Raw genomic sequence first — 20,903 nt, 5'->3', positions numbered from 1 at the left:
CGTGCTCCGGAACCGCAGCCGACAGTGCGTGGGGGAGGCCGCCATGCCGACCGGGGACCGTACGAAAACGCCGTGGCTCCCGCCGCGCTGGTTCATCCGCCTGGCCTGGTCGGTGCACCGGGGCGCGTACCGGGCCTCCGGCGGCAGGGTCGGGCTGTGGAAGCCGCGCCCCGACAAATGGGGCACCCTGCGGCTGACCACCACGGGCCGCCGCACCGGCCGCCTGCGAGGCGTCATCGTCGCCTACGTGGAGGACGGTCCGCGCCTGGTCACGCTGGCGATGAACGGGTGGGGCGAGGGCGAGCCGGCCTGGTGGCTCAACCTCCTGGCGCACCCCGAGGCGACAGTCCACCTGGTGGGCGGGCGAAGGGCCGTACGCGCGCGTGCCGCGACGGGTGACGAGCGGACCCGGCTGTGGGACCGCTGGCGCGAGACCGAGACGAACCTGGACGCCCATGCGGCGAAGCGGTCGTTCGAGACCACGGTGGTCGTCCTGGAACCGCTGTCCGGCACGCCGCACGGCGGGTCGCCCGGCGCTTCGGCGTGACCCGTGCCGTATGTGTCGGGACACCGGACCCCATGCACACCGTGCTGCGGGGGTAGCGCCCACCTGCGCCATCGTCATGTGCTGAACTGGGCGGACGTACCGTCCGCACCGCCGCACAGGAGCCGCATTGAGCGCCGCCAGCTATCGACAGGCCGGGGTCGTCCTGACCGACCGTCGGTTCTCCGTACCCCTGGACCACGATCTTCCCGACGGGGAGCGCATCGAGCTCTTCGCACGTGAGGCCGTCGCTCCGGGGCGCGCGCACGAGAACCTGCCGTGGCTGCTCTACCTCCAGGGCGGTCCCGGCTTCGGTGCCAACCGCTTCTCCGGACCGGCGGCCTGGCTCGGCCGCGCGCTGAAGGACTACCGGGTCCTGCTCCTCGATCAGCGCGGCACCGGCGCCTCCGCCACCGTCAACCGCCAGACGCTCCCGCTGCGCGGCGACGTCGAGCAGCAGGCGGACTACGTGGGGCACTTCCGCGCCGATTCGATCGTGCGCGACTGTGAGTTCATCCGCCGGGAGGTCACCGGCGGCGCGCCCTGGACGATCCTCGGACAGAGCTTCGGCGGCTTCTGTGCCGTCCGCTATCTGTCGTCCGCGCCGGAAGGGCTCGAGACCGCGATCATCACGGGTGGCCTGCCCACCCTCGACGGCCACGCGGACGACGTCTACCGGGCCGCGTACCCGCGCGTCGAGCGCAAGGTCCGTGCGCACTACGCCCGTTACCCGATGGACGTCGAGCGGGCGCGGGACATCGCCGCGTACGTCCTCGAGCACGAGCCCGTCCTGCCGAACGGCTACCGGCTGACCCTGCCCGCCTTCCAGTCCCTCGGCATCTGGCTCGGCGCCGGCGACGGCAGCGACCGGTTGCACTACCTGCTGGAGGACGCGTTCGTGCGGACGCCGGGCGGGCGGGAGCTGTCGGACGCGTTCCGCGAACAGGTCGCGGGCGCCCTGTCCTACCGGTCCCACCCGCTGTACGCCCTGCTGCACGAGGCGATCTACGCGCAGGGCGGCCGGGCCACCGACTGGTCCGCGGAGCGCGTACGCGGTGAATTCCCGCAGTTCGACGGGGAGAAGGCCCTCGCGGGCGGCGGTCCGCTGCTGTTCACCGGCGAGACCATCCACCCGTGGCAGTTCGACTGCGACCCGGCGCTGCGGCCGCTGCGCGAGGTCGCGGAGCGGGTCGCGGCCCGCACCGACTGGGCGCCGCTGTACGACCCGACGCGGCTCGCCGCGAACGAGGTCCCGGCGGTCGCCGCCGTCTACCACGACGACATGTACGTGGACACGGAGCACGCACTGCGCACGGCCCGCACCATCCGTGGCCTTCGGCCGTGGGTGACGAACGAGTTCGAGCACGACGGGCTGCGCGCGGGCGGACCGCGGGTGCTCGACCGGCTGCTGTCGATGGCGCGCGGCGAGGCGTAGGGCCTGCCCTGGCGTCGGGCAGGGCCATCCTTCCGGCAGGGCCATACGATGCCCGTATGACCCTGCCCGGACCCAGCACCGAAGCCCCGCTCCAGCCCATGCCGGAGGACTGGCAGCGCGCCCTCGCCGTCGTCGCCCACCCGGACGACCTGGAGTACGGCTGCTCCGCCGCCGTCGCGGCATGGACGGACGCGGGCCGCGAGGTCACCTACGTACTCGCCACCCGGGGCGAGGCCGGCATCGACACCCTCGAACCCGCCAAGTGCGGTCCGCTGCGCGAGCAGGAGCAGCGGGCGAGCGCGGCGGTCGTCGGCGTCCCGGTGGTCGAGTTCCTCGACCACCGGGACGGTGTCATCGAGTACGGCACGGCGCTGCGCCGCGACATCGCCGCCGCGATCCGCCGCCACCGCCCGGAACTCGTCATCACCCTCAACCACCGCGACACGTGGGGCGGCGTCGCCTGGAACACGCCCGACCACGTCGCCGTCGGCCGGGCCACGCTCGACGCGGTCGGCGACGCGGGCAACCGGTGGATCTTCCCCGAGCTGACCGAGCGGGGCCTCGAACCGTGGAACGGGGTGCGGTGGGTGGCCATCGCCGGTTCCGCACAGCCCACCCACGCCGTCGACGCCACGGCGGGGCTCGAGCGCTCCATCACCTCGCTCCTCGAACACCGCACGTACATCGAGGTGTTGACGAGCGAGGACCCGGAGACGTACTGCCGCACCTTCCTGACGGGGAACGCGCAGGCGGCGGCGGAGCGGTTCGGCGGAAAGCCGGCGGTGCCGTTCGAGGTGTTCGGCCGGTAGGGCTCGCGCTCTTCCGCCTCAGCGCCGCAGACGGAGCGCGGAGACGAGGAAGAAGACGCCGCCGAGGAAGGCGTATCCGGCCAGATTGGTCAGGGAAGCGCCGTCCTTCGCCGCCTGGGCGATGAAGGAGGCCCCGGCGAGGGCGGAGATGCCGCCGCTGGCGATCATCGGCCACTGCCCGCCCATGCCGCGCCGCAGGACACCGACGGTCAGCTGGACGATGCCCGCGGTGATCGCCCAGGCGCCCCACAGTCGCAGCACGGCCGGGATGCCGGAGGAGACGGCCGCGAGCAGCCCCGCGGTGGTCAGGACGCTGAGAGCGATGTTGACGTACAGGCCGCGCACCGGACCGCGGTTGGTTTTGGCGGAGCGTACGTCGACGATCGCGCAGGCCACGTCGAACAGGGGATAGAGCACCAGCAGCGTCTTGCTGAGGGTCCCCAGGGAGTCGGCGCTCGTGAACAGCAGCCCGGCCCAGACGGCGGCGAAGGCGAAGCGGAGAAGGTACAGGCGACGCAGCGAGGCGACAGGGTTCGTCGCGGGGGCGGGCGCGGAGACGACGGTTTCCATGAGGATCCCTTTCGGAGGACGCGGGACGCGCCGGAGTGATGGACCGAGGGAGAACGTTCGGTCTCTTCTCATCTAAAGCCGTCCGGGTCCCGCCGTCAAGACCGAACGTTCTCCCTCATGTGCCTGGTACGGTGGGCGCCATGAGCGCGAGCACGACAAGCGGCAGGACGTCCGAGGCGCGGACGCGGCTGCTCTCCACGGCGACCCGCATCTTCTACACCGAGGGCATCCACTCGGTCGGCGTGGACCGGATCATCGAAGAGGCCCAGGTCACCCGGGCCACGCTGTACCGGCACTTCAAGGGCAAGGAAGAGCTCGTCCTCGCCTACCTGCAACAGGCCGATCAGGGCATCCGGGGCCAGGTCGAGGCCGTCCGCGCCCAGGAACTGCCGGCCCCCGACGCCGTCCGTGCCGTCGCTCGCACGATCACCGAGGGCATCCGGTCCTCGGGCTTTCGCGGCTGCGCCTTCCTGAACGCCGCCGCCGAGTACCCGGACCCGTCGCACCCGGTCCACCAGGCCGTGCTGGCGCATCGGCAATGGTTCCTGGAAACGGCCGTCGAGCTGCTCGAACGGGCCGGCCGCACGCCCGCGGACGAGGCGGGCCGGCATTTCGTCATGCTCCGGGACGGCGCCATGGCAGCCGGCTGCCTCTTCGACCCCGCGCTCATCTCCGAGACGTTCCTGCACGGGGTGGAAGGCATCCTGCGCCCCGAGTGAGGGCGGAGTCCCGCTGAGTGCGTCACACTCCGTGCGGGGGTGTCGATCCCTTCGACGCCGAAGGGGCTATCGTGTCGGCATGTCAGCCGAGTTGATCCGTATCGTCTCCCGTTCGTCGCCGATGGCGCTGGCCCAGGTGGAGCGTGTCCGCGCCGAACTCGCCGCGTTGCACCCCGGGATCCGGACCGAGGTCGTTCCGGTCACGACCAGTGGCGACAAGTGGATGGGTGATCTGTCGAAGCTCGGCGGCAAGGGTGCCTTCACCAAGGAGGTCGACCGGGCGCTGCTCGACGGGCAGGCCGACCTCGCCGTGCACTGCCTCAAGGACATCCCGGCCGACCGGCCGCTGCCCGAGGGCTGCACGTTCGGCGCCTACCTCAAGCGGGACGACGTACGGGACGCGCTGATCGACCCGGCGGGCCGCACCCTCGACGAGCTGCCCGAAGGGACGCGCGTCGGCACCTCCTCGGTCCGCCGTGTGGCCCAACTCGCCGCGTCCCACCCGCACTTGGAATGCGTTCCGATGCGCGGGAACGCGAATCGCCGCATGGAGAAGATGGCGGCGGGGGACGCGGACGTACTCCTGCTCGCGCTGTCGGGACTCGAACGCATCGGGCGCACCGACGTCATCACGGAGGTCCTCTCGCCGGAGACGATGTGTCCGCCGATCGGCGCCGGGATCCTGGCGCTGCAGTGCCGCGAGGGCGACGAGGCGACGCTGGAGGCGGTGGCGGGTCTCGGTGACCGCGACACCTGGCGCGAGGCGACGGCCGAGCGCATGTTCCTGCACGTCCTTCAGGGCCACTGCAACTCGCCGATCGCCGGTTACGCCCGCGCCGAGCGCTCCGGCGACCTGTCGCTGCGGGGTTGTGTGTTCACCCCCGACGGCAAGCGGGTGCTCAACGCGCAGGAGTGGGCGGGCCCGTTGGACCCGGCGACGCTGGGGATGTCTGTGGCGGTGGCGCTGCTGCGGCAGGGGGCGCGGGAGCTGATCGACGGGATTCCGCACTGAGGGACCGACCGGCGGGATTCTGTTCCGAGGGCCTGACCGGCCGCTTTCCCTCGTCGCGTAACCTGTGGCACGGGTGTTCGAACATCATGCCGACCAGGAGGGTGACCGGTGATCAGTGCGACCGCAGTCGGGGGAGTGGCCCTGATCGAACTGGGCATGGCCCTCACGCCGGGACCGAACATGATCCATCTCGCCTCCCGTGCGATCACCCAAGGGCGCAGGGCGGGCCTGGTCAGCCTCAGCGGGACGGCCGTGGGATTCGTGGCCTATCTGGTGGCCGCGGCCGCGGGCCTTTCCGCGCTGTTCGCCGCCGTGCCGGTGGCGTTCCTGGTGGTCAAGCTCGCCGGAGCCGCCTACCTGGCCTATCTCGCCTGGAGCATGCTCAAGCCCGGCGGCCGCTCGCCGTTCGCTCCGGCGGCGGATCTGCCCCCGGTCTCCGACGCCCGGCTGTTCTCGATGGGGCTGCTGACCAACCTGCTCAACCCCAAGATCGCGCTCATGTATGCCGCGCTGCTGCCCCAGTTCCTCGACCCGCACGCCGGTCCTGCCTGGGGGCAGCTGCTCCAACTCGGCGGCGTACAGATCGTCGTGGGGATGACCGTGAACGCCCTGATCATGCTGGGCGCCGCCCGCGTGTCGGGGTTCCTGGCCGCCCGTCCCCGCGCCATGACCGCCCAGCGGTTCACGGCAGGCGGCCTGCTCGGCGTCTTCGCGCTGCGCACCGCGCTGTCCCGTACGCCGGTCTCCGGTTGAGCCCAGCCCGTATCACCTAAGGGGTACGAGCCCGGGCCGCTGCCCGCGGCGCCCTGTCGGGGAGCCGCACCGCCGCCGCACCGGCCACGAGTACCAGGACCGCGAGCGCCGTCAGCGTCACACCCATCGATGCCACGAAGTCCGTGCCGGAGGCGAGCAGCGTCGTCGCCGTCGCCACGCCGAGTGTCGGGCCCACGTTCATCGCCGTCTGCTGGAGGCCGCCCGCCACGCCGGCGGCGCCGTGGTCGGCCCGGCGGACGAGGGACTCCGTCGCGGCGACCATCACCGTGCCGAAGCCCGTGCCCATCGCCAACGCGCAGGCTCCGATGGCCAGTTGAGACGCCGACGTGTCGAGGCGGCCGAAGCCGAACACCCCCGCCGCGAGGACCAGCATCCCGGCTGACGTTGTCGCCCGGGACCCGTAGCGGCGCAGCAGTACCGGGGTGAGCGGTGCCGCGAGCATCATGCACAGGGCGGCGGGCAGCATCCGCAGCGCCGTGCCGAGCGGGTCGAGGCCGAGCACGTCCTGCAAGAAGTACGTGGCCACGAACAGCGTGCCGAACAGGGCCGCCGAAGCCGTCAACAGGATGCCGAGCGCCGGCGCGACGGCCGGGGACGCGAGCAGCGCGGGGGACAACAACGGGTCCGTCGCCCGGCGTTCGTGCACCACGAAGGCCACCGCCGCCGTCCCCGCCCCTGCCGCGAGCAGCACCGTGCCCGCGGACCAACCCGCTCCCGGGAGTTCGGTCAGCGCCGCCACCAGGCAGCCCAGCGCCACCGCGAGCAGCAGCGCACCGCCCGGATCGAGCCCGACGGCGCGCGTTCCGGCCTCCGAAGCCCGGTCCCGTACCGCCAGGACGAGCACCGCGATCGCCACCGCCGGCAGCACGCCCAGGAAGAACACCGAACGCCAGCCCAGCTGTGCCGTGAGCACCCCGCCGACCAGCGGACCCGCGGCCGCCGCGACACCGATCGCGCTGGTGCGCAAAGCGATCGGCATACCGAGCGAATCGGCGTCGTACGCGGCCCGCAGCATGCCGAGCGTCGCAGGCTGCAGCAGCGCGCCGCACACGCCCTGGAGCACGCGCAGCCCGATCACCCAGCGGATGTCCGGTGCGACACCGATCCCCGCGGACGCCGCCGCGAACCCGAGCATCCCGTACCCGAAGAGCCGGGTGTGCCCGTAGCGGTCGCCGAGCCGTCCGGCGAACACCAGCAGGCTGGCCACCGCGATCAGATAGCCGGTGCTGGTCCACTGGACCTGCGCGAGGGAGGCGCCGAGGTCGTCCTGAAGCGCGGGCTGGGCGACGGTCAGGACCGTGCCGTCGAGCGCGACGAGGACCGCGCCGACGACGCTGCCCGCGAGTGTGACGCGCCGACGCGTGCGGCCGTTCATCGGGGCGCCGGGCCCAGATGGGCGTCGAGCACCGAGGTCAGCAGTGGCTCGATGTCCTCGACGGCGACGGCCAGTTGGAGACTGCCCCAGCCCCACAACTGGGCGACACCGTGCAGATTTGCCCACAACGCGCCCGCCACGAGAGCCGGTTCCGCATCCGGGCGCGCTGCCGCCACCCGGTCACTGAGCACCTTGAACAACGGGAGGCTGGTCTCACGCAGCCCCAATTCTCCGCTCTCCAACAGATCATGACGGAACATCAGCTCGTACATGCCGCGGTGTCGCGCGGCGAAGCCGAGATAGGCGCGCGACAGGGAGGCCACCTGGGTGCGAGGGTCCTGTCCGGCGTCGGAGAGCGCCCGCGTGGCCTGGTCGCCGAGATCCGTGAAGCCGCGTCGGGCGATCGCCGACAGCAGTTCGAGGTGGGTGGGGAAGTAGCGGCGGGGCGCGCCGTGCGAGACCCCCGCCCTGCGGGCGATCTCGCGCAGCGACAACGCGGCCGCGCCCTCCGTGTCGACGAGTGTCACGCCGGTGTCGATGAGGCGCTCGCGGAGGCCGCCGGTGGCGGTGTCGTTCGGCTGCATAGACACTGTCTACCCGATGCGGGTAGACAGTGTCTACACCTGGCCGGTGCTTGTGTGGAACGCCGGCGGAGTGTCCAGCGGGGCGCCTAGGGTCTGTCGCGCGCCAGCAACGCGACAGCGGTCCTCATCCGGTCCACGTAGAACTCCCGTGATGTGGCCTGGTATTTGAGGCCGATCGATGTGCTGATCAATGTCTGGGCGACGGGGGTGGCGGCCTCTTGTGTCGACGTGGGGGCGATCGCGTCGGTGATCAGTTTCTCGAAGCGTCGTGGTGCGGTGTCGACGATCTCGCCGAGGTGCCCGGGGTTGTCTTCGATGACCGCTGTCACGTCGCGCGCCATCGGGCCGACGTACCGGCCCGCCCACCGGTCGAACGCGTCCACGAGGCGTTCCGCAAGGGGGCGGCCGGTGTCGGCCAGGATGTGTTCGACCGCGTCGATGTCCTGCTCCAGGGTCTGGGTGACCGCGGCGCGGAACAGGGTCTCCTTCGAGGAGAAGAGGAAGTAGAGGCCGGGCCGGGAGATGTGCGCGGCGCGTGCCACCTCGTCCATGGAGGTTTTCCGGTATCCGAAGCGCGCGAACGCGGCCATGGCGGAGTCCAGGACCAGGGTGCGGCGGTCGGCGTCGGGGGTGCTCATGGGGTGAGCGTAGGGGTGGTATTCGAACTATACAAATCTAGTCCAGTGCGTATAGTCGGTCGTATGGATGCTCCCGGCCTCATCACCACTCCCTTCACCGCCTCGACCACCGCTGATGAGGTGCTGCGCGGCATTGACCTCGCCGGTGTCCGCGCGGTCGTGACGGGGGCCTCCTCCGGACTCGGGGCCGAGACGGCGCGTGCGCTGGCCGCGGCCGGGGCGGGGGTGACGCTCGCCGTCCGCGACACCGCCGCGGGGGAGGGTGTCGTCGAGAGGATCGAGAAGTCGACGGCCGGGTCCCGGCCGCGGGTCGCCCGACTGGACCTCGCCGACGCGGCCTCCGTCGCGCGCTTCGTCGACACCTGGAGCGGCCCGCTGCACCTGCTGATCAACAACGCCGGTGTGGTCACCGGTGGCCTCGAACGCACGCGCGCGGGCTGGGAGTTGCAGTTCGCGACGAACCATCTCGGTCACTTCGCGCTGGCCGTCGGGCTGCGTGGCGCGCTGGCGCGGGGAGCGGCCGAGCGCGACGGGGCGCGGATCGTCTCGGTCAGTTCCACGGCGCACATGCGGGCCGGCGTCGACTTCGGCGACCTTCACTTCGAGCGTCGCACGTACGATCCTCAGGTCGCCTACGCCCAGTCCAAGACGGCGAACTCGCTCTTCGCCGTCGAGGCGACCCGCCGCTGGGCGTCCGACGGCATCGTGGCCAATGCGGTGAACCCAGGGGGTGTCGCGACGGGGCTGCAGCGGAACTTCACGCCCGAGCAGAAGGCGTCACTCGACGCCGCCGAGGCCGCCGGTACCTTCACGTACAAGACGGTCGAGCAGGGGGCCGCCACCGGCATCGTCGCGGCGGTCGCCCCGCAGTTCGCCCACACCGGGGGCCACTACCTCGACGACGGGCGCGAGGCGTACACGGTGCCGAACGACGCCGAACTCGCGCGGCATCCGCACGGCGTCAAGGAATGGGCGCTCGACCCGGCGACGGCCGAGCGCCTCTGGACGGTCTCGTCCGACCTGCTCCGCGCCTGACCTTCCGACGCCGGGCTACGGTGTGGCGCTCGCCGACCTCGGTGGTGCGGCGAGCTTCAGGCCCACCTCGACCAGCGTCCAGCCCACCCGCGTACGCAGGCCACGGGAAGGCCGACCGGTCGTGCGGGGGTGATGGTGAGTGGAGGCCTCGGCGCGGAGTTCGCCGGCGCGCGTGTGGTGCAGGAAGAGGTGCATGTGCGGGTCGGGGTGCATCGGCGTACGGCCTCTCACTCTGTGACCAGTGGGAACGCGTGGGTATGTAGGCGCACTTGCGCCGTGCCCTCGGCGCTCTCGGGAGCGGGTCTGTCGTGGTAGGTGCGGATGATGGCGTGCAGCTTCCTCATGAGCTCGCGGGTGACTTCGGGGGTGAGGTTCAGCGTCCAACTGCTCATCTCCCAGGCGCTGTTCCAGTCCTCAGTCCAGTCGTGGCGATTGCCGAGCCAGGTCGACAGGTCGCGGGTGTGCGTGGTCAGCAGCTCGTGGAGGTACAGATCGGCTGCGCCGCGCACCTCCGGATTCTTGTCCGTCATGAGGGCGTCATCGAAGCGAAGGCCCTGATAGGCGGCCTTCCACCAGCGCTCCCGCCCCTTGCCGTGCTCCGGCGCGTCCTCAATGAACCCGTAAGCGGCGAGCTGGCGCAGGTGGTAACTGGTGGCGCCGCTGGACTCGCCCAGCCTCTCGGCGAGTTGGGACGCGGTGGCGGGCCCGCCGAAGCGTAGCGAGTCCAGCAGCTGCATCCGGAGCGGGTGTGCGAGCCCGCGCAGGGAGCGGGCGTCGAGATTGCGGACCTTCGGCTGTGCGGGCTCGGTCATGCGTGCAAAGGTAGCGTTGCAAAGAAACCCTTGCAAGGGTTTCTTTGCATCCAACGCCCCGACTGATTGCGCGAGTTGGAGGCTCGGCGGGCCTTCAGGATGCGACCCCCCGCCGCTACCCTGCGCGGATGATCGACACGACCGACACCCGTATCCCCGAAGGGGACGAGCGGCGGCTGCGCCTCGACGTCGAGAAGAACGGCATCGGTGTGCTCACGCTGTGCCGTCCGGCCAAGCTCAACGCCTGGAGCTGGGAGTCCAGTCGGCAGCTGGGTGTCATGGCCGACCGGATCCGGTTCGACGAGCGGATACGTGTCGTGCTGTTGCGCGCCGAGGGGCGGGCCTTCTGCGCGGGGATCGATGTGACGGCGCCGGGCGGTGGCATCGAGGGGGAGAGCGGTTCCGCGCGGCATCGGGCGTACTACGAGGGCATCCGGTGGGCGCACGAGCGGTTCGCCGCGTTCGCGCGGCTGCCGCAGCCCGTGGTCGCGGCCGTGCAGGGGTACTGCCTGGGCTTCGGGTTCGAACTGGCGCTCATGGCGGATGTGCGGATCGCGGCCGACGACGCCGTGTTCGCGCTGCCGGAGGCGCAGTTGGGGGTCGCCGTCGACGCGGGCGGGGATCTGCGGATCGCGCGCGAGGCGGGGGCCGGATGGGCGAAGTTCCTCGCACTGACGGGGCGGCGGATCGACGCGGAGACCGCCCACCGGCTGAACCTGCTCCAACAGGTTGTACCGGCCGAGGAGTTGGAGCGTTCCGCACGTGACGTAACAGCCGAGATCGCCGGTAACGCGCCGCTCGCCGTGCAGTCCGTCAAGCGTGACATCGACGCGTATGCCGACGCCGGGCTCGACGCGGCGCTCGACCGCGTCGCCATGAGCGCGGCGCTGACGCTCACCTCCGAGGACGCGACCGAAGGATTCACGGCGAAGGCGCGGCGCAGGCCGCCGGAATACCGGGGCGCGTGAGATGTTCGCAAAGGTGTCGGCGGGCCACGTCGACGTCGTAGCGTCCGCCCCGCCCGAAAGGTGACCATGACCACCGCACCCTTCGACCCGCACACCCTTCTCGCCGAGAGCAGGCTCGGTGTGCTCGCCACCCTCAAGGCCGACGGCCGGCCCCAACTCTCCCCGGTCCAGCCCTTCTTCGACCCCGACACCGAGACGCTGTACGTGTCGATGACCGAGGGCCGCGCCAAGACCGCGAACCTGCGCCGCGACCCCCGCGCCGCGCTGGAGGTGACCGCCTCCGACGGCCGGGCCTGGGCCACCGCCGAGGGCGCCGTGACGCTCGTCGGACCGGGCGTCGACCCCAAGAGTCCCGAGGTCGACGCGCTCGTCGACTACTACCGCAAGGCGGCGGGCGGGCACCCGGACTGGGACGAGTACCGGTCGGTGATGGTGTCCGACCGCCGGGTGCTGATGGTGATGGCCGTGGACCACGTGTACGGGCAGCGGATCGGCTGAGACCCGTACGGCGCGCGTGGCCCGTCAGCCGCCCTCGAACGGGCCGCGCCCCATCTGCTCGCGCACCGGCGTCACCGGCGCGTTGACCAGAGCGCGTCGCTGCCAGTTCGCGCCGTCCACCACCAGCGTGTGACCGCTGACGAAACGGGCGTAGGGCGAGGCGAGGAACGTCGCCGCCCACCCCAACTCCCGTGGCGCGCCCACCCGGAGAGCGGGCTGGCGGGCGGCGGGGTCGTCGGCGCGGTCGAGGCCCGCGCGGATGTCGGGCGTCATGTCCTCGTGCGGCATGAGGCCCGGCACCAGGCCGTTGACCTGGATCCCGTACGGCCCCCACTCCACGGCGAGCGTCTCCACCAGATTCTTCACGCCCGCCTTCGCCGCCGAACTGTGCGCGAAACCGGGCCCGCCCGTCCACGCGTACGACGCGCCGACGGCGATCACCGAGCCCGGCGTGCCCGCCGCCAGGTGCCGGCGTCCGAACTCGCGGGTCATGAAGTACGTACCGTTGAGCGTGATGTCGATGACCGAGCGCCAGCCGTTCGGCGACAACTCCTCCGCCGGTACGGGGAAGTTGGCGGCCGCGTTGTTCACCAGCACGTCGGGCATCCGGCCGTGCGCCGCGAACGCCGCGTCGAAGACCTCCGTGATCCGGGCGGCGTCGCGGATGTCGCAGGTCGCCGCCGTGATCAGCCCCGCGCCCTCGATCGCCTGCAACTCCTCGCGCGCGGGCGCCAGATGCTCCGCCTTCCGGCTGACGATCATCACGCCGGCGCCGAGCCGGGCGAACTCCGCGGCGACGGCCCGCCCGAGCCCCGTACCACCCCCGGTCACCAGCACGAGCCGGTCGTCGTACGTGCCCGGGGACAGCGCGGATGCGCCGAGCGGGGGAGGGGCGGGGAGGCCGCGCGGGGCGGGCGAGGAGTGCGTCATGGCGCACATGGATACCGCGTGAACGCTCAATCTTCCATGGGTGGAGGGGAGTTGGGTCAGCGGAGTCGTGCGGAATCGGTGTCCAGGAGTGCGCGGGTGCGGAGTCCGTCGGGGTCGTCACGCAGTTCGTAGATCTCGATGCGGTGGTCGGGCCGGTCCGACTGGGCCCAGAGCTGGAAGTCGACGGTGATCTCGCCGGCCCCGGGGTGGACCATGCGTTTGGTGCCGGCGACGCATTCGCCGACGCGCCCCGAGGCCCACAGGGCGGCGAAGTCGTCGTCGTGGACGCACAGTTCGCCGACCATGCGGGTCAGGGCTTCGTCGTCCGGGTACTTCCCGCTGATCAGCCGCAGATAGGCGACGTAGTCGGCGGCCTCCTGGCCCCAGTCCCGGTACAGCGACCGGGCCTGCGGGTCGAGGAAGAGCAGGCGGGGCAGGGAGGGGCGGGTCTCGGGGTGCTCGGGCGTGTCGGCCGGCAGGTGCGGGGCGATCAGGGCGTGCCCGAGCTCGTTCCAGGCCAGCACGTCGTTGCGGCGGCCGAGGATGACCGCGGGGCGGGTGTCGACCAGCGACAGCAAGGTCCGCGCGTTCCGGCCGGCGGTCTCAGGCCCGGAGTCCGGGGCGGCGGCGGTGGTGCGCTTGGCGCGCACGAGGTCGAGCAGGTGCTCGGTCTCCGTGACGGACAGCTGCAGCGCCCGGGCCAGGGCCAGCAGGACCTCGTCGGAGGCATGACGGCTGTGGCCCTGTTCCAGGCGGGTGTAGTACGTGACGCTGACCCCGGCCAGCTGTGCGACCTCTTCCCGCCGCAGGCCCGGGACGCGGCGGCGCACCCCGAAGCCGTTGAGGGGGGTCGCCTCCGGCGGCAGGGCGGCGCGCTTGGCCCGGAGGAAGACGGCCAGATCACCTGGATCGTTCATATATCAACCGTATGCGGTGATGTCCGCGCGCGACCATATCCCTGTCGGTGCCACCCTTCCCCAGGGGTGCAAAAGCCGGGATCTGGTAGCTGACCTGCGTGTCTTTCACGATCGGGAACATGCCTCTTCCCATCATTGCGCTCGCCCTGACCGCGTTCGCGCTCGGCACGGCAGAACTCGTGCCCAACGGTCTGCTGCCGCTCATCAGCGACGACCTCGCCGTATCGGTCTCCCAGGCGGGCTGGGTGACCACCAGCTTCGCGCTCGGCGCGATGATCGGCGGCCCGCTCGTCGCGGCCGCCACGCTCCGCCTGCCCCGCAAGCCCGTGGTCATCTGGCTCACCCTGGTGTTCCTGGTGGCCAACGCCGTTACCGCCCTCGCCGGCAGCCTGCTGGTGGTGTCCGTCTCCCGTGCGCTCGCCGGAGCCATGCTGGGCGGGTTCCTCGGCACCGCGATCACCATCGCCGGCGGTCTGGTCGCCCCGAATCGGCGGGCCACGGCCATCGCCGTCGTCTTCACCGGATTCACCGTCTCCAACGTGATCGGTGTCCCCGTCGGCAACGTCGTCGGACGCGCGGCCGGCTGGGAGTCGGCGTTCTGGGTCGTCTCCGCCCTCGCCGCCGTCGGCGCCCTCGCCATGTGGCTGTTGCTGCCCGCAGCGCCCGCGGGCGGCGACGGTGCGGGCGAGGACCGCGGCTTCACCGTCCTGCGCGGCGGGGGACTGTGGGCCGCATTCCTCGCCATCGCACTCAGCTACGGCGGCCTGTTCGTCGTCTACACCTACATCGCCCCCTACCTGACCACCGTCACCGGCGTGTCCGCCGGCTCCGTCACCTGGATCCTGCTGCTGTTCGGCGCGGGCCTGATCGCCGGGAACGCCCTCGGTGGCCGTTACGCGGACCGCTCGGTGACCCGCACCGTCGTCGTCATCCTCGGTGCCCTGACCGTCGGGCTGCTGGCCCTGTGGGCGCTGGGCCCGGTCCTGCCCGCGACACTGGTCCTCCTGGTGCTGCTCGGCGGCGCGGGCTTCGGCATGGTTCCGCCCCTGCAGTCCTACGTGCTGCACATCGCCGGGGCCGCCTCCGCCCTGGTCTCGGCGCTCGCGGCCGCGTCGTTCAACGCGGGCGTCGCCCTCGGCTCCGCGATGGGCGGCCTCGTCCTGGCCCGCACCCACCACTATCCGGAACTGGCCGTGACCGGCGCCACGATGACCCTGATCGGCCTGATGGTCTTCCTGCTCATCGAACGCCGCCGGCCGACCCCACGAGTCTCCTCGTGTGAGTCCGCCCCGAGGCCCCTTGCCGAATCTATCGAATTTCGATAGATTCCCATCGCAATTCAATGGGAAGGTCAGGGTGGGTCATGGGGAAGTGGACTGTACGTGCGCTGCGTGGCGTGCTTGCGGTGGTGTTCACGGGCACCGTGTTCGTGCAGGTGTCGATGGCGTGGCTGCTGATCAGCGGGAGCGACCCGGAGGGCGGCACGCTGCCGCTGACCGCCCTGCGCGTGATCACGATCCTGGGGATGGTCGCGGCCCAGGTCGCCCTGGTCTGCGTATGGCGGCTCGTGGCGATGGTGCGCCGGGGAACCGTGTTCTCCCACGCGGCCTTCCGGTACGTGGACGGGGTGATCGGCGCGATCGTGGCAGCCGCGGCGCTGTGGTTCACGGTCACGGCCGTCAACGCTCCCGGCCAGCGGGATGACCCGGGCGTCACCCTCATCATGGGCGGCATCGGCCTGGCGATCCTCGGCGTCGCGCTCATCGTCCTCGTACTGCGGATGCTGCTCGCCCAGGCGGTCGCGCGCGACGTCGAGGCGACGGAGCTGCGGGCCGAGCTCGACGAGGTGATCTGATGCCGATCGTCGTCGACGTCGACGTGATGCTGGCCAAACGCAAGATGTCCGTCGGCGAGCTGTCCGACCGCGTGGGCATCACCCCCGCCAACCTCGCGGTCCTGAAGAACGGCCGCGCCAAGGCAGTCCGCTTCACCACCCTCGCCGCCCTCTGCGAGGTCCTCGACTGCCAGCCGGGGGACCTGCTGCGGTGGGAGGGGGAGGGAGACGCGGGCGAGTGACGTACCCGGGGCGGGGCGTGAGGGGCACACCCCGCTCCGCCCCGGATATTCCTCACGCCCCCACAACCTCCCGCCGCGCCCGTGCCACCGCCTGCTCGCCCTCCGGTGAGAACACCCCCGCGCGGCGTCGCGTGACCTCTTGGTCAAGGTCTGCCTGGAGGAGTTGGGCGTGGAGGGTGACGCCGGCGCGGTAGCCCGCGCTTGCCGCGTTGACGACCTGTTCGGCGGGGCCGGTTGCGTTTCCGACCGCCCAGACGCCCGGGACGCTGGTCAGGCCGGTGGGGTCGACCTCGACGAACGGGCCCGCCGGGGTGTCCTTCGTGCGGGCGCCGAGCGCGCTCAGCAGGGAGTCGCGCGGGGCCATCACCGTCGGGACGACCAGTACGGAGCGGGGGAAGACCCGGCCGCCTTCGAGGCGCACGCCGGTCAGCCGGTCGTTCGTCACCTCGATGCCGTCGACCTTGCCGCTCACCACGCTCACCCCGGCCGCCGCCAGCGTCTGCCAGTGCTCGTCCGGGAGGTCGTCCTCGTCCGCGCCGTTCAGGAACAGTGTCACGTCGGAGGAGAGGTCGCTGAAGAGAACTGCCTGGTGGATGCCCGTCGCCTTGCGGTAGAGGACGGCGATGGGCTGGTCGCGCACCTCGTAGCCGTGGCAGAACGGGCAGTGGATCACGTCGTCGCCCCAGCGGTCGGCGAGGCCCGGGATGTCGGGGAGTTCGTCCACCAGGCCGGTGGCGATGACGAGGCGGCGCGCGTGAACCCGGTCGCCGTCCGCCAGCGTCACGTCGAACTCGCCGGAGCCGTCCGGTTCGGCCGCCGTCACCCGGTCCCGTACCAGCTCGACGCCGTACTCCGTGACCTCCCGCCGCACCTCCGCCAGGAACTCGGCCGGCGGCATGCCGTCCCGCGACGGGAAGCCGTGCATGTGTGCGGCCGGCGCGTTGCGGGGCTCGCCCGCGTCGACCACGAGGACCGAGCGGCGCGAGCGGCCCAGGATCAGCGCCGCCGTCAGGCCCGCCGTTCCGCCGCCGACGACCACGACCTCGTACGCGTCCTGCTTGACCTGTGCCTGCATGGTGACCACCTCGTACCGGGGAAAGTGCCTTGCTCCGAAGGTGCACCCGCTCTCCCCGTATTGACAAACAAGCTTGCTGAAACTGCAATGGATTCATGAATCGGCAAGGTCATCAGAACCACGAGGACGAACAGTCGGACGCGAGCATGGACGCCGTCCTGTCCGGCGTGGGGTCCAGGCTGCGCGCGCTCCGCAAGGACCGCGGCGCCACCCTGTCCGGGCTCTCCGAGACCACCGGCATCTCCGTGAGCACGCTGTCCCGCCTGGAGTCGGGCCTGCGCAAGCCCAGCCTGGAGCTGCTGCTGCCCATCGCCCGCGCGCACAAGGTGCCGCTGGACGAGCTGGTCGGCGCCCCGCCCGTGGAGGACCCGCGGGTGCAGGCGAAGCCGATCGTTCGGGGCGGCCGGACCATGATCCCGTTGACGCGGAAGCCGGGCGGGCTCCAGGCGTACAAGGTGATCGAGCCGAAGCGCAGGGTCGAGAACCCGGAACAGAAGTCGCACGAGGGCTACGAGTGGATGTACATGCTGTCCGGGAAGCTGCGACTGCTGCTCGGTGAGCACGATGTGGTGCTCGAACCCGGCGAGGCCGTGGAGTTCGACACGCGTGTGCCGCACTGGTTCGGGTCGACGGGGGAGGGGCCCGCCGAGTTTCTGATCCTTTTCGGTCCGCAGGGCGAGCGCATGCACGTACGGGCCCGTCCCGCGCGCAAGAAGGAACAGTGACCCCGACGGGGCATTCACAGATCGGCAAGCGACCGCTTAGTATGCGGCCGAACCCGGTTTGACGAAGCAGTCCCGTGGAGGCTCCGCATGCAGGCATGGCAAGTGCACGAGAACGGCGAGCCGAGCGAGGTGATGCGCCTCGAGGAGGTGGCGCGTCCCGAGCCCGGCGAGGGGCAGGTTCTGCTCAAGGTGCGCGCCGCCAACATCAACTTCCCGGACGCCCTGCTGTGCAAGGGGCAGTACCAGGTGACGCCGCCGCTGCCGTTCACACCGGGCGTGGAGATCTGCGGCGAGACCGAGGACGGCCGCCGCGTCATCGCCAACCCCGTGCTGCCGCGCGGCGGCCTCGCCGAGTACACGGTCGCCGACGCGAAGTCCCTGCTGCCCGCGCCCGATTCGCTGGACGACGCCGAGGTCGCCGCCCTGCACATCGGCTACCAGACCGGCTGGTTCGGCCTGCACCAGCGCGCCCACCTCCAGGCGGGGGAGACGCTGCTCGTGCACGCCGCCGCGGGCGGCGTCGGCAGCGCCGCCGTACAGCTCGGAAAGGCCGCGGGCGCCCGGGTCATCGGCGTCGCCGGCGGCCCCGAGAAGGCGAAGGTCGCCGCCGAACTCGGCTGCGACGTCGTGATCGACCGGCGCTCCGAGGACGTCATCGCCGCCGTGAAGGAGGCCACCGGCGGCCAGGGCGCCGACGTGATCTACGACCCGGTGGGCGGCGACGCGTACCGGCAGTCCACGAAGGTCGTCGCCTTCGAGGGCCGCATCGTCGTCGTCGGCTTCGCCTCCGGCGCCATCCCGACCGCGGCGCTCAACCACGCGCTGGTGAAGAACTACTCGATCCTCGGGCTGCACTGGGGCCTGTACGCCACCAAGAACCCGAAGCTCATCCCGCACTGCCACCAGAAGCTCACCGAGCTGGCCGCGAGCGGCGCCATCAAGCCCCTCGTCAGCGAGCGCGTCGACCTGAGCGACGCCGCGTCCGCCGTCCAGCGCGTCGCCGACGGCGTCACGACGGGCCGCGTCGTGGTGGTGCCGGGTCTGAACGCCCGCCAGCAGGAAGGAGCCGCCGCATGAGCCTCGACGCCGCGCAACTGAGGTCCCGTACACAGGAGTTCCTCGCCGCCCACCCGCCCGCGACCACGAGCCGCGAGGACTTCCTCAGCGCCCGCTTCGACGCCGGGCTCGCCTGGGTGCACTACCCGGAGGGCCTCGGCGGGCTCGACGCGCCGCGCGCCCTGCAAGCCGTCGTCGAGGCCGAGATGACCGCGGCCGGCGCCCCGGACAACCACCCGCGGCGCAACGGCATCGGGCTCGGCATGGCCGCCCCCACCATCCTCCGCTACGGCACCGAAGAGCAGAAGAAGCGGTTCCTGAAGCCGCTCTGGGTCGGCGACGAGATCTGGTGCCAGCTGTTCAGCGAGCCGGGCGCAGGCTCCGACCTCGCCGCGCTCGGCACCCGCGCCGTCCGTGACGGCGACACCTGGATCGTCAACGGCCAGAAGGTGTGGACGTCCAACGCGCACAACGCCCGCTTCGCGATCCTCGTCACCCGCACCGACCCGGACGTGCCCAAGCACAAGGGCATGACGTACTTCGTGTGCGACATGACCGACCCCGGCGTCGAGGTCAGGCCGCTGCGCCAGATCACCGGCGAGGCCGAGTTCAACGAGGTGTTCCTCTCCGACGTCCGGATCCCCGACGCCCACCGGCTCGGCGAGGTCGGCGACGGCTGGCGGGTCGCCCAGACCACCCTCAACAACGAGCGCGTCTCCATCGGCGGCATGCGCGTGCCGCGCGAGGGCGGGCTCGTCGGCATCGTCGCCAAGACCTGGCGCGAGCGCCCCGAACTGCGCACCCACGACCTGCACCAGCGCCTCGTCAAGCTGTGGGTCGAGGCCGAGGTCGCCCGCCTCACCAGCGAGCGGCTGCGCCAGCAGCTCGTCGCCGGACACCCCGGCCCTGAGGGCGCCGGCATGAAGCTCGGCTTCGCCCGCCTCAACCAGGAGATCAGCGGCCTGGAGGTCGAACTCCTCGGCGAGGAAGGCCTGTTGTACGACGACTGGACGCTGCGGCGGCCGGACATCGTCGACTTCTCGGGCCGCGAGGCCGGCTACCGGTATCTGCGCGCCAAGGGCAACAGCATCGAGGGCGGGACGAGCGAGATCCTGCTGAACATCGTCGCCGAGCGCGTCCTGGGCCTGCCGTCCGAGCCGCGCACCGACAAGGACGTCGCCTGGAAGGACCTCGCCCGATGACCACGACGACCACCACGAACACCGAACCCGACCTCCTCTACTCCGAGGAGGAGGAAGCGCTCCGCTCGGCGGTCCGCGACCTGCTCACCGACCACTGCGACGCCACCGAGGTCCTCGCCCGCGTCGACACGGACGCGCCGCACGACCGTGAACTGTGGAAGAACCTCGCCGAGACGATGGGCCTGGCCGGGCTCCTCGTCCCGGAGGACAAGGGCGGCCAGGGCGCCACGCACCGCGAAGCGGCCGTCGTCCTGGAGGAGTTGGGGCGCGCCGTCGCCCCGGTCCCGTACCTGACGAGTGCCGTCATCGCCACGGAGGCGCTGCTCGCCTGTGAGGGTGACGAGGCGGCCACCGTCCTCGCCGGACTCGCCTCCGGCCGTTCCATCGGCGTGCTCACCGTGCCGCTGTCGGCCACGCCCGGGCAGGACTTCAGGGACGTACGAGAAGAGGGCGGGGCGCTGACCGGCCGCGTCACCGGCGTCGCGGACGCGTCCGCCGCCGACGTGTTCCTCGTGCCCACCGCGAGCGGCCTGTTCGCGGTCGACGCGGGCGCCGAGGGCGTCACCGTCGAGCCGCAGGTCTCGCTGGACCGTACGCGCCCGCTGGCCGCTGTGGCATTCGCGGGGGCCGCGGGGCGGAAGCTGACCGACAGCGCGGCGACGGCGGTGCGGCGCGCGCTGCGGGCCGGTGCCGGGCTGCTCGTGTCCGAGCAACTGGGCCTCGCGGACTGGTTGTTGACGGAGACCGTGCGCTACACGAAGGAGCGCAACCAGTTCAACCGGCCCGTCGGCTCCTTCCAGTCGCTCAAGCACCGGCTCGCCCAGCTGTGGCTTGAAACGGTCAACACCCGTGCCGCCGCCCGCAATGCCGCCGACGCGCTCGCGACCGGCAGCGAGGACGCGGACATCGCGGTCGCCGTCGCCCAGGCGTACGCGGCACCCGTCGCGGTGCACGCCGCCGAGGAGGCGCTGCAGCTGCACGGCGGCATCGGCATGACGTGGGAGCACCCGATCCACCTGTACCTCAAGCGCGCCAAGGCCGACTCGATCGCGCTCGGTACGGCGGGCCGGCACCGGGAGGAGCTGGCCGAACTGGTCGACCTGCGCGCTCCCTGACGGCAGCCGCCGTGCACACAACTCCACAGCCGGG

At 71.6% G+C, this 20,903-nt stretch carries 25 protein-coding genes; 16 read left to right on the top strand and 9 right to left on the bottom strand.

Annotation, left to right across the window (positions count from 1 at the left end; genetic code table 11):
* Window positions 1-43: 43 nt before the first annotated feature.
* The 3 genes from ACOKM3_RS01785 to ACOKM3_RS01775 all read left to right on the top strand — a co-directional run bounded on the left by ACOKM3_RS01785 (window position 44) and on the right by ACOKM3_RS01775 (window position 2,788).
* Window positions 44-547 carry a nitroreductase/quinone reductase family protein gene (locus ACOKM3_RS01785; protein WP_426896165.1) on the top strand — a complete coding sequence of 168 codons (504 nt, stop codon included), beginning with the start codon at window positions 44-46 and terminating at the stop codon, window positions 545-547.
* Window positions 548-674: 127 nt separating this feature from the next.
* Window positions 675-1,979, top strand: a complete 1,305-nt coding sequence (locus tag ACOKM3_RS01780) for an alpha/beta fold hydrolase (RefSeq protein WP_426896163.1) — start codon at window positions 675-677, stop codon at window positions 1,977-1,979.
* A gap of 56 nt (window positions 1,980-2,035) precedes the next feature.
* Window positions 2,036-2,788: a PIG-L deacetylase family protein gene (locus tag ACOKM3_RS01775; protein ID WP_426896162.1), complete on the top strand. Its 753-nt coding sequence runs from the start codon at window positions 2,036-2,038 to the stop codon at window positions 2,786-2,788.
* Between the two features lie 18 nt (window positions 2,789-2,806).
* Here the strand turns inward: ACOKM3_RS01775 and ACOKM3_RS01770 are convergent, their stop codons facing one another.
* Window positions 2,807-3,358 (bottom strand): hypothetical protein, encoded by a 552-nt coding sequence (locus tag ACOKM3_RS01770; protein WP_426896160.1) that lies wholly within the window; start codon window positions 3,356-3,358, stop codon window positions 2,807-2,809.
* A 140-nt stretch (window positions 3,359-3,498) separates the two neighbouring features.
* On the opposite strand from ACOKM3_RS01770, the gene ACOKM3_RS01765 reads away from it, so the two are divergent.
* The 3 genes from ACOKM3_RS01765 to ACOKM3_RS01755 all read left to right on the top strand — a co-directional run bounded on the left by ACOKM3_RS01765 (window position 3,499) and on the right by ACOKM3_RS01755 (window position 5,842).
* The gene (locus ACOKM3_RS01765) at window positions 3,499-4,077 is read left to right on the top strand and encodes a TetR/AcrR family transcriptional regulator (protein WP_426896158.1); all 579 of its coding nucleotides are present in this window, start codon (window positions 3,499-3,501) and stop codon (window positions 4,075-4,077) included.
* Window positions 4,078-4,156: 79 nt separating this feature from the next.
* Entirely contained in the window at window positions 4,157-5,089 is a 933-nt protein-coding gene (hemC, locus tag ACOKM3_RS01760; RefSeq protein WP_426896156.1) for a hydroxymethylbilane synthase, read from the top strand.
* Between the two features lie 108 nt (window positions 5,090-5,197).
* Window positions 5,198-5,842: a LysE family translocator gene (locus tag ACOKM3_RS01755; protein ID WP_426896154.1), complete on the top strand. Its 645-nt coding sequence runs from the start codon at window positions 5,198-5,200 to the stop codon at window positions 5,840-5,842.
* A gap of 16 nt (window positions 5,843-5,858) precedes the next feature.
* On the opposite strand, the gene ACOKM3_RS01750 is transcribed toward ACOKM3_RS01755, so the two are convergent.
* From ACOKM3_RS01750 to ACOKM3_RS01740, 3 genes are all read right to left on the bottom strand, one after another.
* Window positions 5,859-7,238: an MFS transporter gene (locus tag ACOKM3_RS01750; protein ID WP_426896152.1), complete on the bottom strand. Its 1,380-nt coding sequence runs from the start codon at window positions 7,236-7,238 to the stop codon at window positions 5,859-5,861.
* A complete protein-coding gene (locus tag ACOKM3_RS01745) occupies window positions 7,235-7,822 on the bottom strand; it encodes a TetR/AcrR family transcriptional regulator (protein WP_426896150.1) in 588 nt (195 codons plus the stop codon). Before ACOKM3_RS01745 ends, ACOKM3_RS01750 begins: the two co-directional genes overlap by 4 nt.
* A gap of 86 nt (window positions 7,823-7,908) precedes the next feature.
* Window positions 7,909-8,460, bottom strand: coding sequence for a TetR/AcrR family transcriptional regulator (locus ACOKM3_RS01740; RefSeq protein ID WP_426896148.1), 552 nt, complete (start codon window positions 8,458-8,460; stop codon window positions 7,909-7,911).
* Window positions 8,461-8,523: 63 nt separating this feature from the next.
* On the opposite strand from ACOKM3_RS01740, the gene ACOKM3_RS01735 reads away from it, so the two are divergent.
* Window positions 8,524-9,495: an SDR family NAD(P)-dependent oxidoreductase gene (locus tag ACOKM3_RS01735; RefSeq protein ID WP_426896146.1), complete on the top strand. Its 972-nt coding sequence runs from the start codon at window positions 8,524-8,526 to the stop codon at window positions 9,493-9,495.
* 15 nt (window positions 9,496-9,510) lie between these two features.
* Here ACOKM3_RS01735 and ACOKM3_RS01730 read toward each other — a convergent pair whose 3' ends face one another.
* Both ACOKM3_RS01730 and ACOKM3_RS01725 read right to left on the bottom strand, forming a co-directional pair.
* Complete coding sequence (locus tag ACOKM3_RS01730) at window positions 9,511-9,708, bottom strand: hypothetical protein (protein WP_426896144.1); 198 nt, start codon at window positions 9,706-9,708, stop codon at window positions 9,511-9,513.
* Between the two features lie 14 nt (window positions 9,709-9,722).
* On the bottom strand, window positions 9,723-10,307 hold the full coding sequence (locus ACOKM3_RS01725; RefSeq protein WP_426896142.1) for an ArsR/SmtB family transcription factor: 585 nt from the start codon (window positions 10,305-10,307) through the stop codon (window positions 9,723-9,725).
* 128 nt (window positions 10,308-10,435) lie between these two features.
* Here ACOKM3_RS01725 and ACOKM3_RS01720 point away from each other — a divergent pair, with 128 nt between their 5' ends.
* Both ACOKM3_RS01720 and ACOKM3_RS01715 read left to right on the top strand, forming a co-directional pair.
* Complete coding sequence (locus ACOKM3_RS01720) at window positions 10,436-11,275, top strand: enoyl-CoA hydratase/isomerase family protein (protein ID WP_426896140.1); 840 nt, start codon at window positions 10,436-10,438, stop codon at window positions 11,273-11,275.
* A 66-nt stretch (window positions 11,276-11,341) separates the two neighbouring features.
* Window positions 11,342-11,773 (top strand): PPOX class F420-dependent oxidoreductase, encoded by a 432-nt coding sequence (locus ACOKM3_RS01715; RefSeq protein WP_426896138.1) that lies wholly within the window; start codon window positions 11,342-11,344, stop codon window positions 11,771-11,773.
* A gap of 24 nt (window positions 11,774-11,797) precedes the next feature.
* On the opposite strand, the gene ACOKM3_RS01710 is transcribed toward ACOKM3_RS01715, so the two are convergent.
* On the bottom strand, window positions 11,798-12,703 hold the full coding sequence (locus tag ACOKM3_RS01710) for an SDR family oxidoreductase (RefSeq protein WP_426896136.1): 906 nt from the start codon (window positions 12,701-12,703) through the stop codon (window positions 11,798-11,800).
* A gap of 56 nt (window positions 12,704-12,759) precedes the next feature.
* Window positions 12,760-13,620: a helix-turn-helix domain-containing protein gene (locus tag ACOKM3_RS01705; protein WP_426896134.1), complete on the bottom strand. Its 861-nt coding sequence runs from the start codon at window positions 13,618-13,620 to the stop codon at window positions 12,760-12,762.
* 119 nt (window positions 13,621-13,739) lie between these two features.
* Here ACOKM3_RS01705 and ACOKM3_RS01700 point away from each other — a divergent pair, with 119 nt between their 5' ends.
* From ACOKM3_RS01700 to ACOKM3_RS01690, 3 genes are read left to right on the top strand one after another with little or no spacing between them, the layout of a single operon-like run.
* Window positions 13,740-14,945: an MFS transporter gene (locus ACOKM3_RS01700; protein WP_426896132.1), complete on the top strand. Its 1,206-nt coding sequence runs from the start codon at window positions 13,740-13,742 to the stop codon at window positions 14,943-14,945.
* Window positions 14,946-14,983: 38 nt separating this feature from the next.
* Entirely contained in the window at window positions 14,984-15,475 is a 492-nt protein-coding gene (locus tag ACOKM3_RS01695; RefSeq protein ID WP_426896130.1) for a DUF2975 domain-containing protein, read from the top strand.
* Entirely contained in the window at window positions 15,475-15,696 is a 222-nt protein-coding gene (locus ACOKM3_RS01690; protein WP_426896128.1) for a helix-turn-helix domain-containing protein, read from the top strand. Before ACOKM3_RS01695 ends, ACOKM3_RS01690 begins: the two co-directional genes overlap by 1 nt.
* Window positions 15,697-15,748: 52 nt before the next feature.
* On the opposite strand, the gene ACOKM3_RS01685 is transcribed toward ACOKM3_RS01690, so the two are convergent.
* On the bottom strand, window positions 15,749-16,771 hold the full coding sequence (locus tag ACOKM3_RS01685) for an NAD(P)/FAD-dependent oxidoreductase (protein ID WP_426896126.1): 1,023 nt from the start codon (window positions 16,769-16,771) through the stop codon (window positions 15,749-15,751).
* A gap of 95 nt (window positions 16,772-16,866) precedes the next feature.
* On the opposite strand from ACOKM3_RS01685, the gene ACOKM3_RS01680 reads away from it, so the two are divergent.
* From ACOKM3_RS01680 to ACOKM3_RS01665, 4 genes are all read left to right on the top strand, one after another.
* A complete protein-coding gene (locus ACOKM3_RS01680) occupies window positions 16,867-17,496 on the top strand; it encodes a helix-turn-helix domain-containing protein (protein WP_426896124.1) in 630 nt (209 codons plus the stop codon).
* A gap of 87 nt (window positions 17,497-17,583) precedes the next feature.
* Entirely contained in the window at window positions 17,584-18,573 is a 990-nt protein-coding gene (locus ACOKM3_RS01675; RefSeq protein ID WP_426896122.1) for an NADPH:quinone oxidoreductase family protein, read from the top strand.
* Window positions 18,570-19,754, top strand: a complete 1,185-nt coding sequence (locus tag ACOKM3_RS01670) for an acyl-CoA dehydrogenase family protein (protein WP_426896120.1) — start codon at window positions 18,570-18,572, stop codon at window positions 19,752-19,754. The genes ACOKM3_RS01675 and ACOKM3_RS01670 overlap by 4 nt, the downstream gene beginning before the upstream one ends.
* Window positions 19,751-20,869 carry an acyl-CoA dehydrogenase family protein gene (locus ACOKM3_RS01665; RefSeq protein WP_426896118.1) on the top strand — a complete coding sequence of 373 codons (1,119 nt, stop codon included), beginning with the start codon at window positions 19,751-19,753 and terminating at the stop codon, window positions 20,867-20,869. The genes ACOKM3_RS01670 and ACOKM3_RS01665 overlap by 4 nt, the downstream gene beginning before the upstream one ends.
* Window positions 20,870-20,903 lie beyond the last annotated feature (34 nt).

The sequence above is a fragment of the Streptomyces nidicola genome (assembly GCF_050106155.1).
In the GTDB taxonomy this organism is placed as follows: Bacteria; Actinomycetota; Actinomycetes; order Streptomycetales; family Streptomycetaceae; genus Streptomyces.
This window is presented reverse-complemented; position numbering and strand designations above follow the sequence as displayed.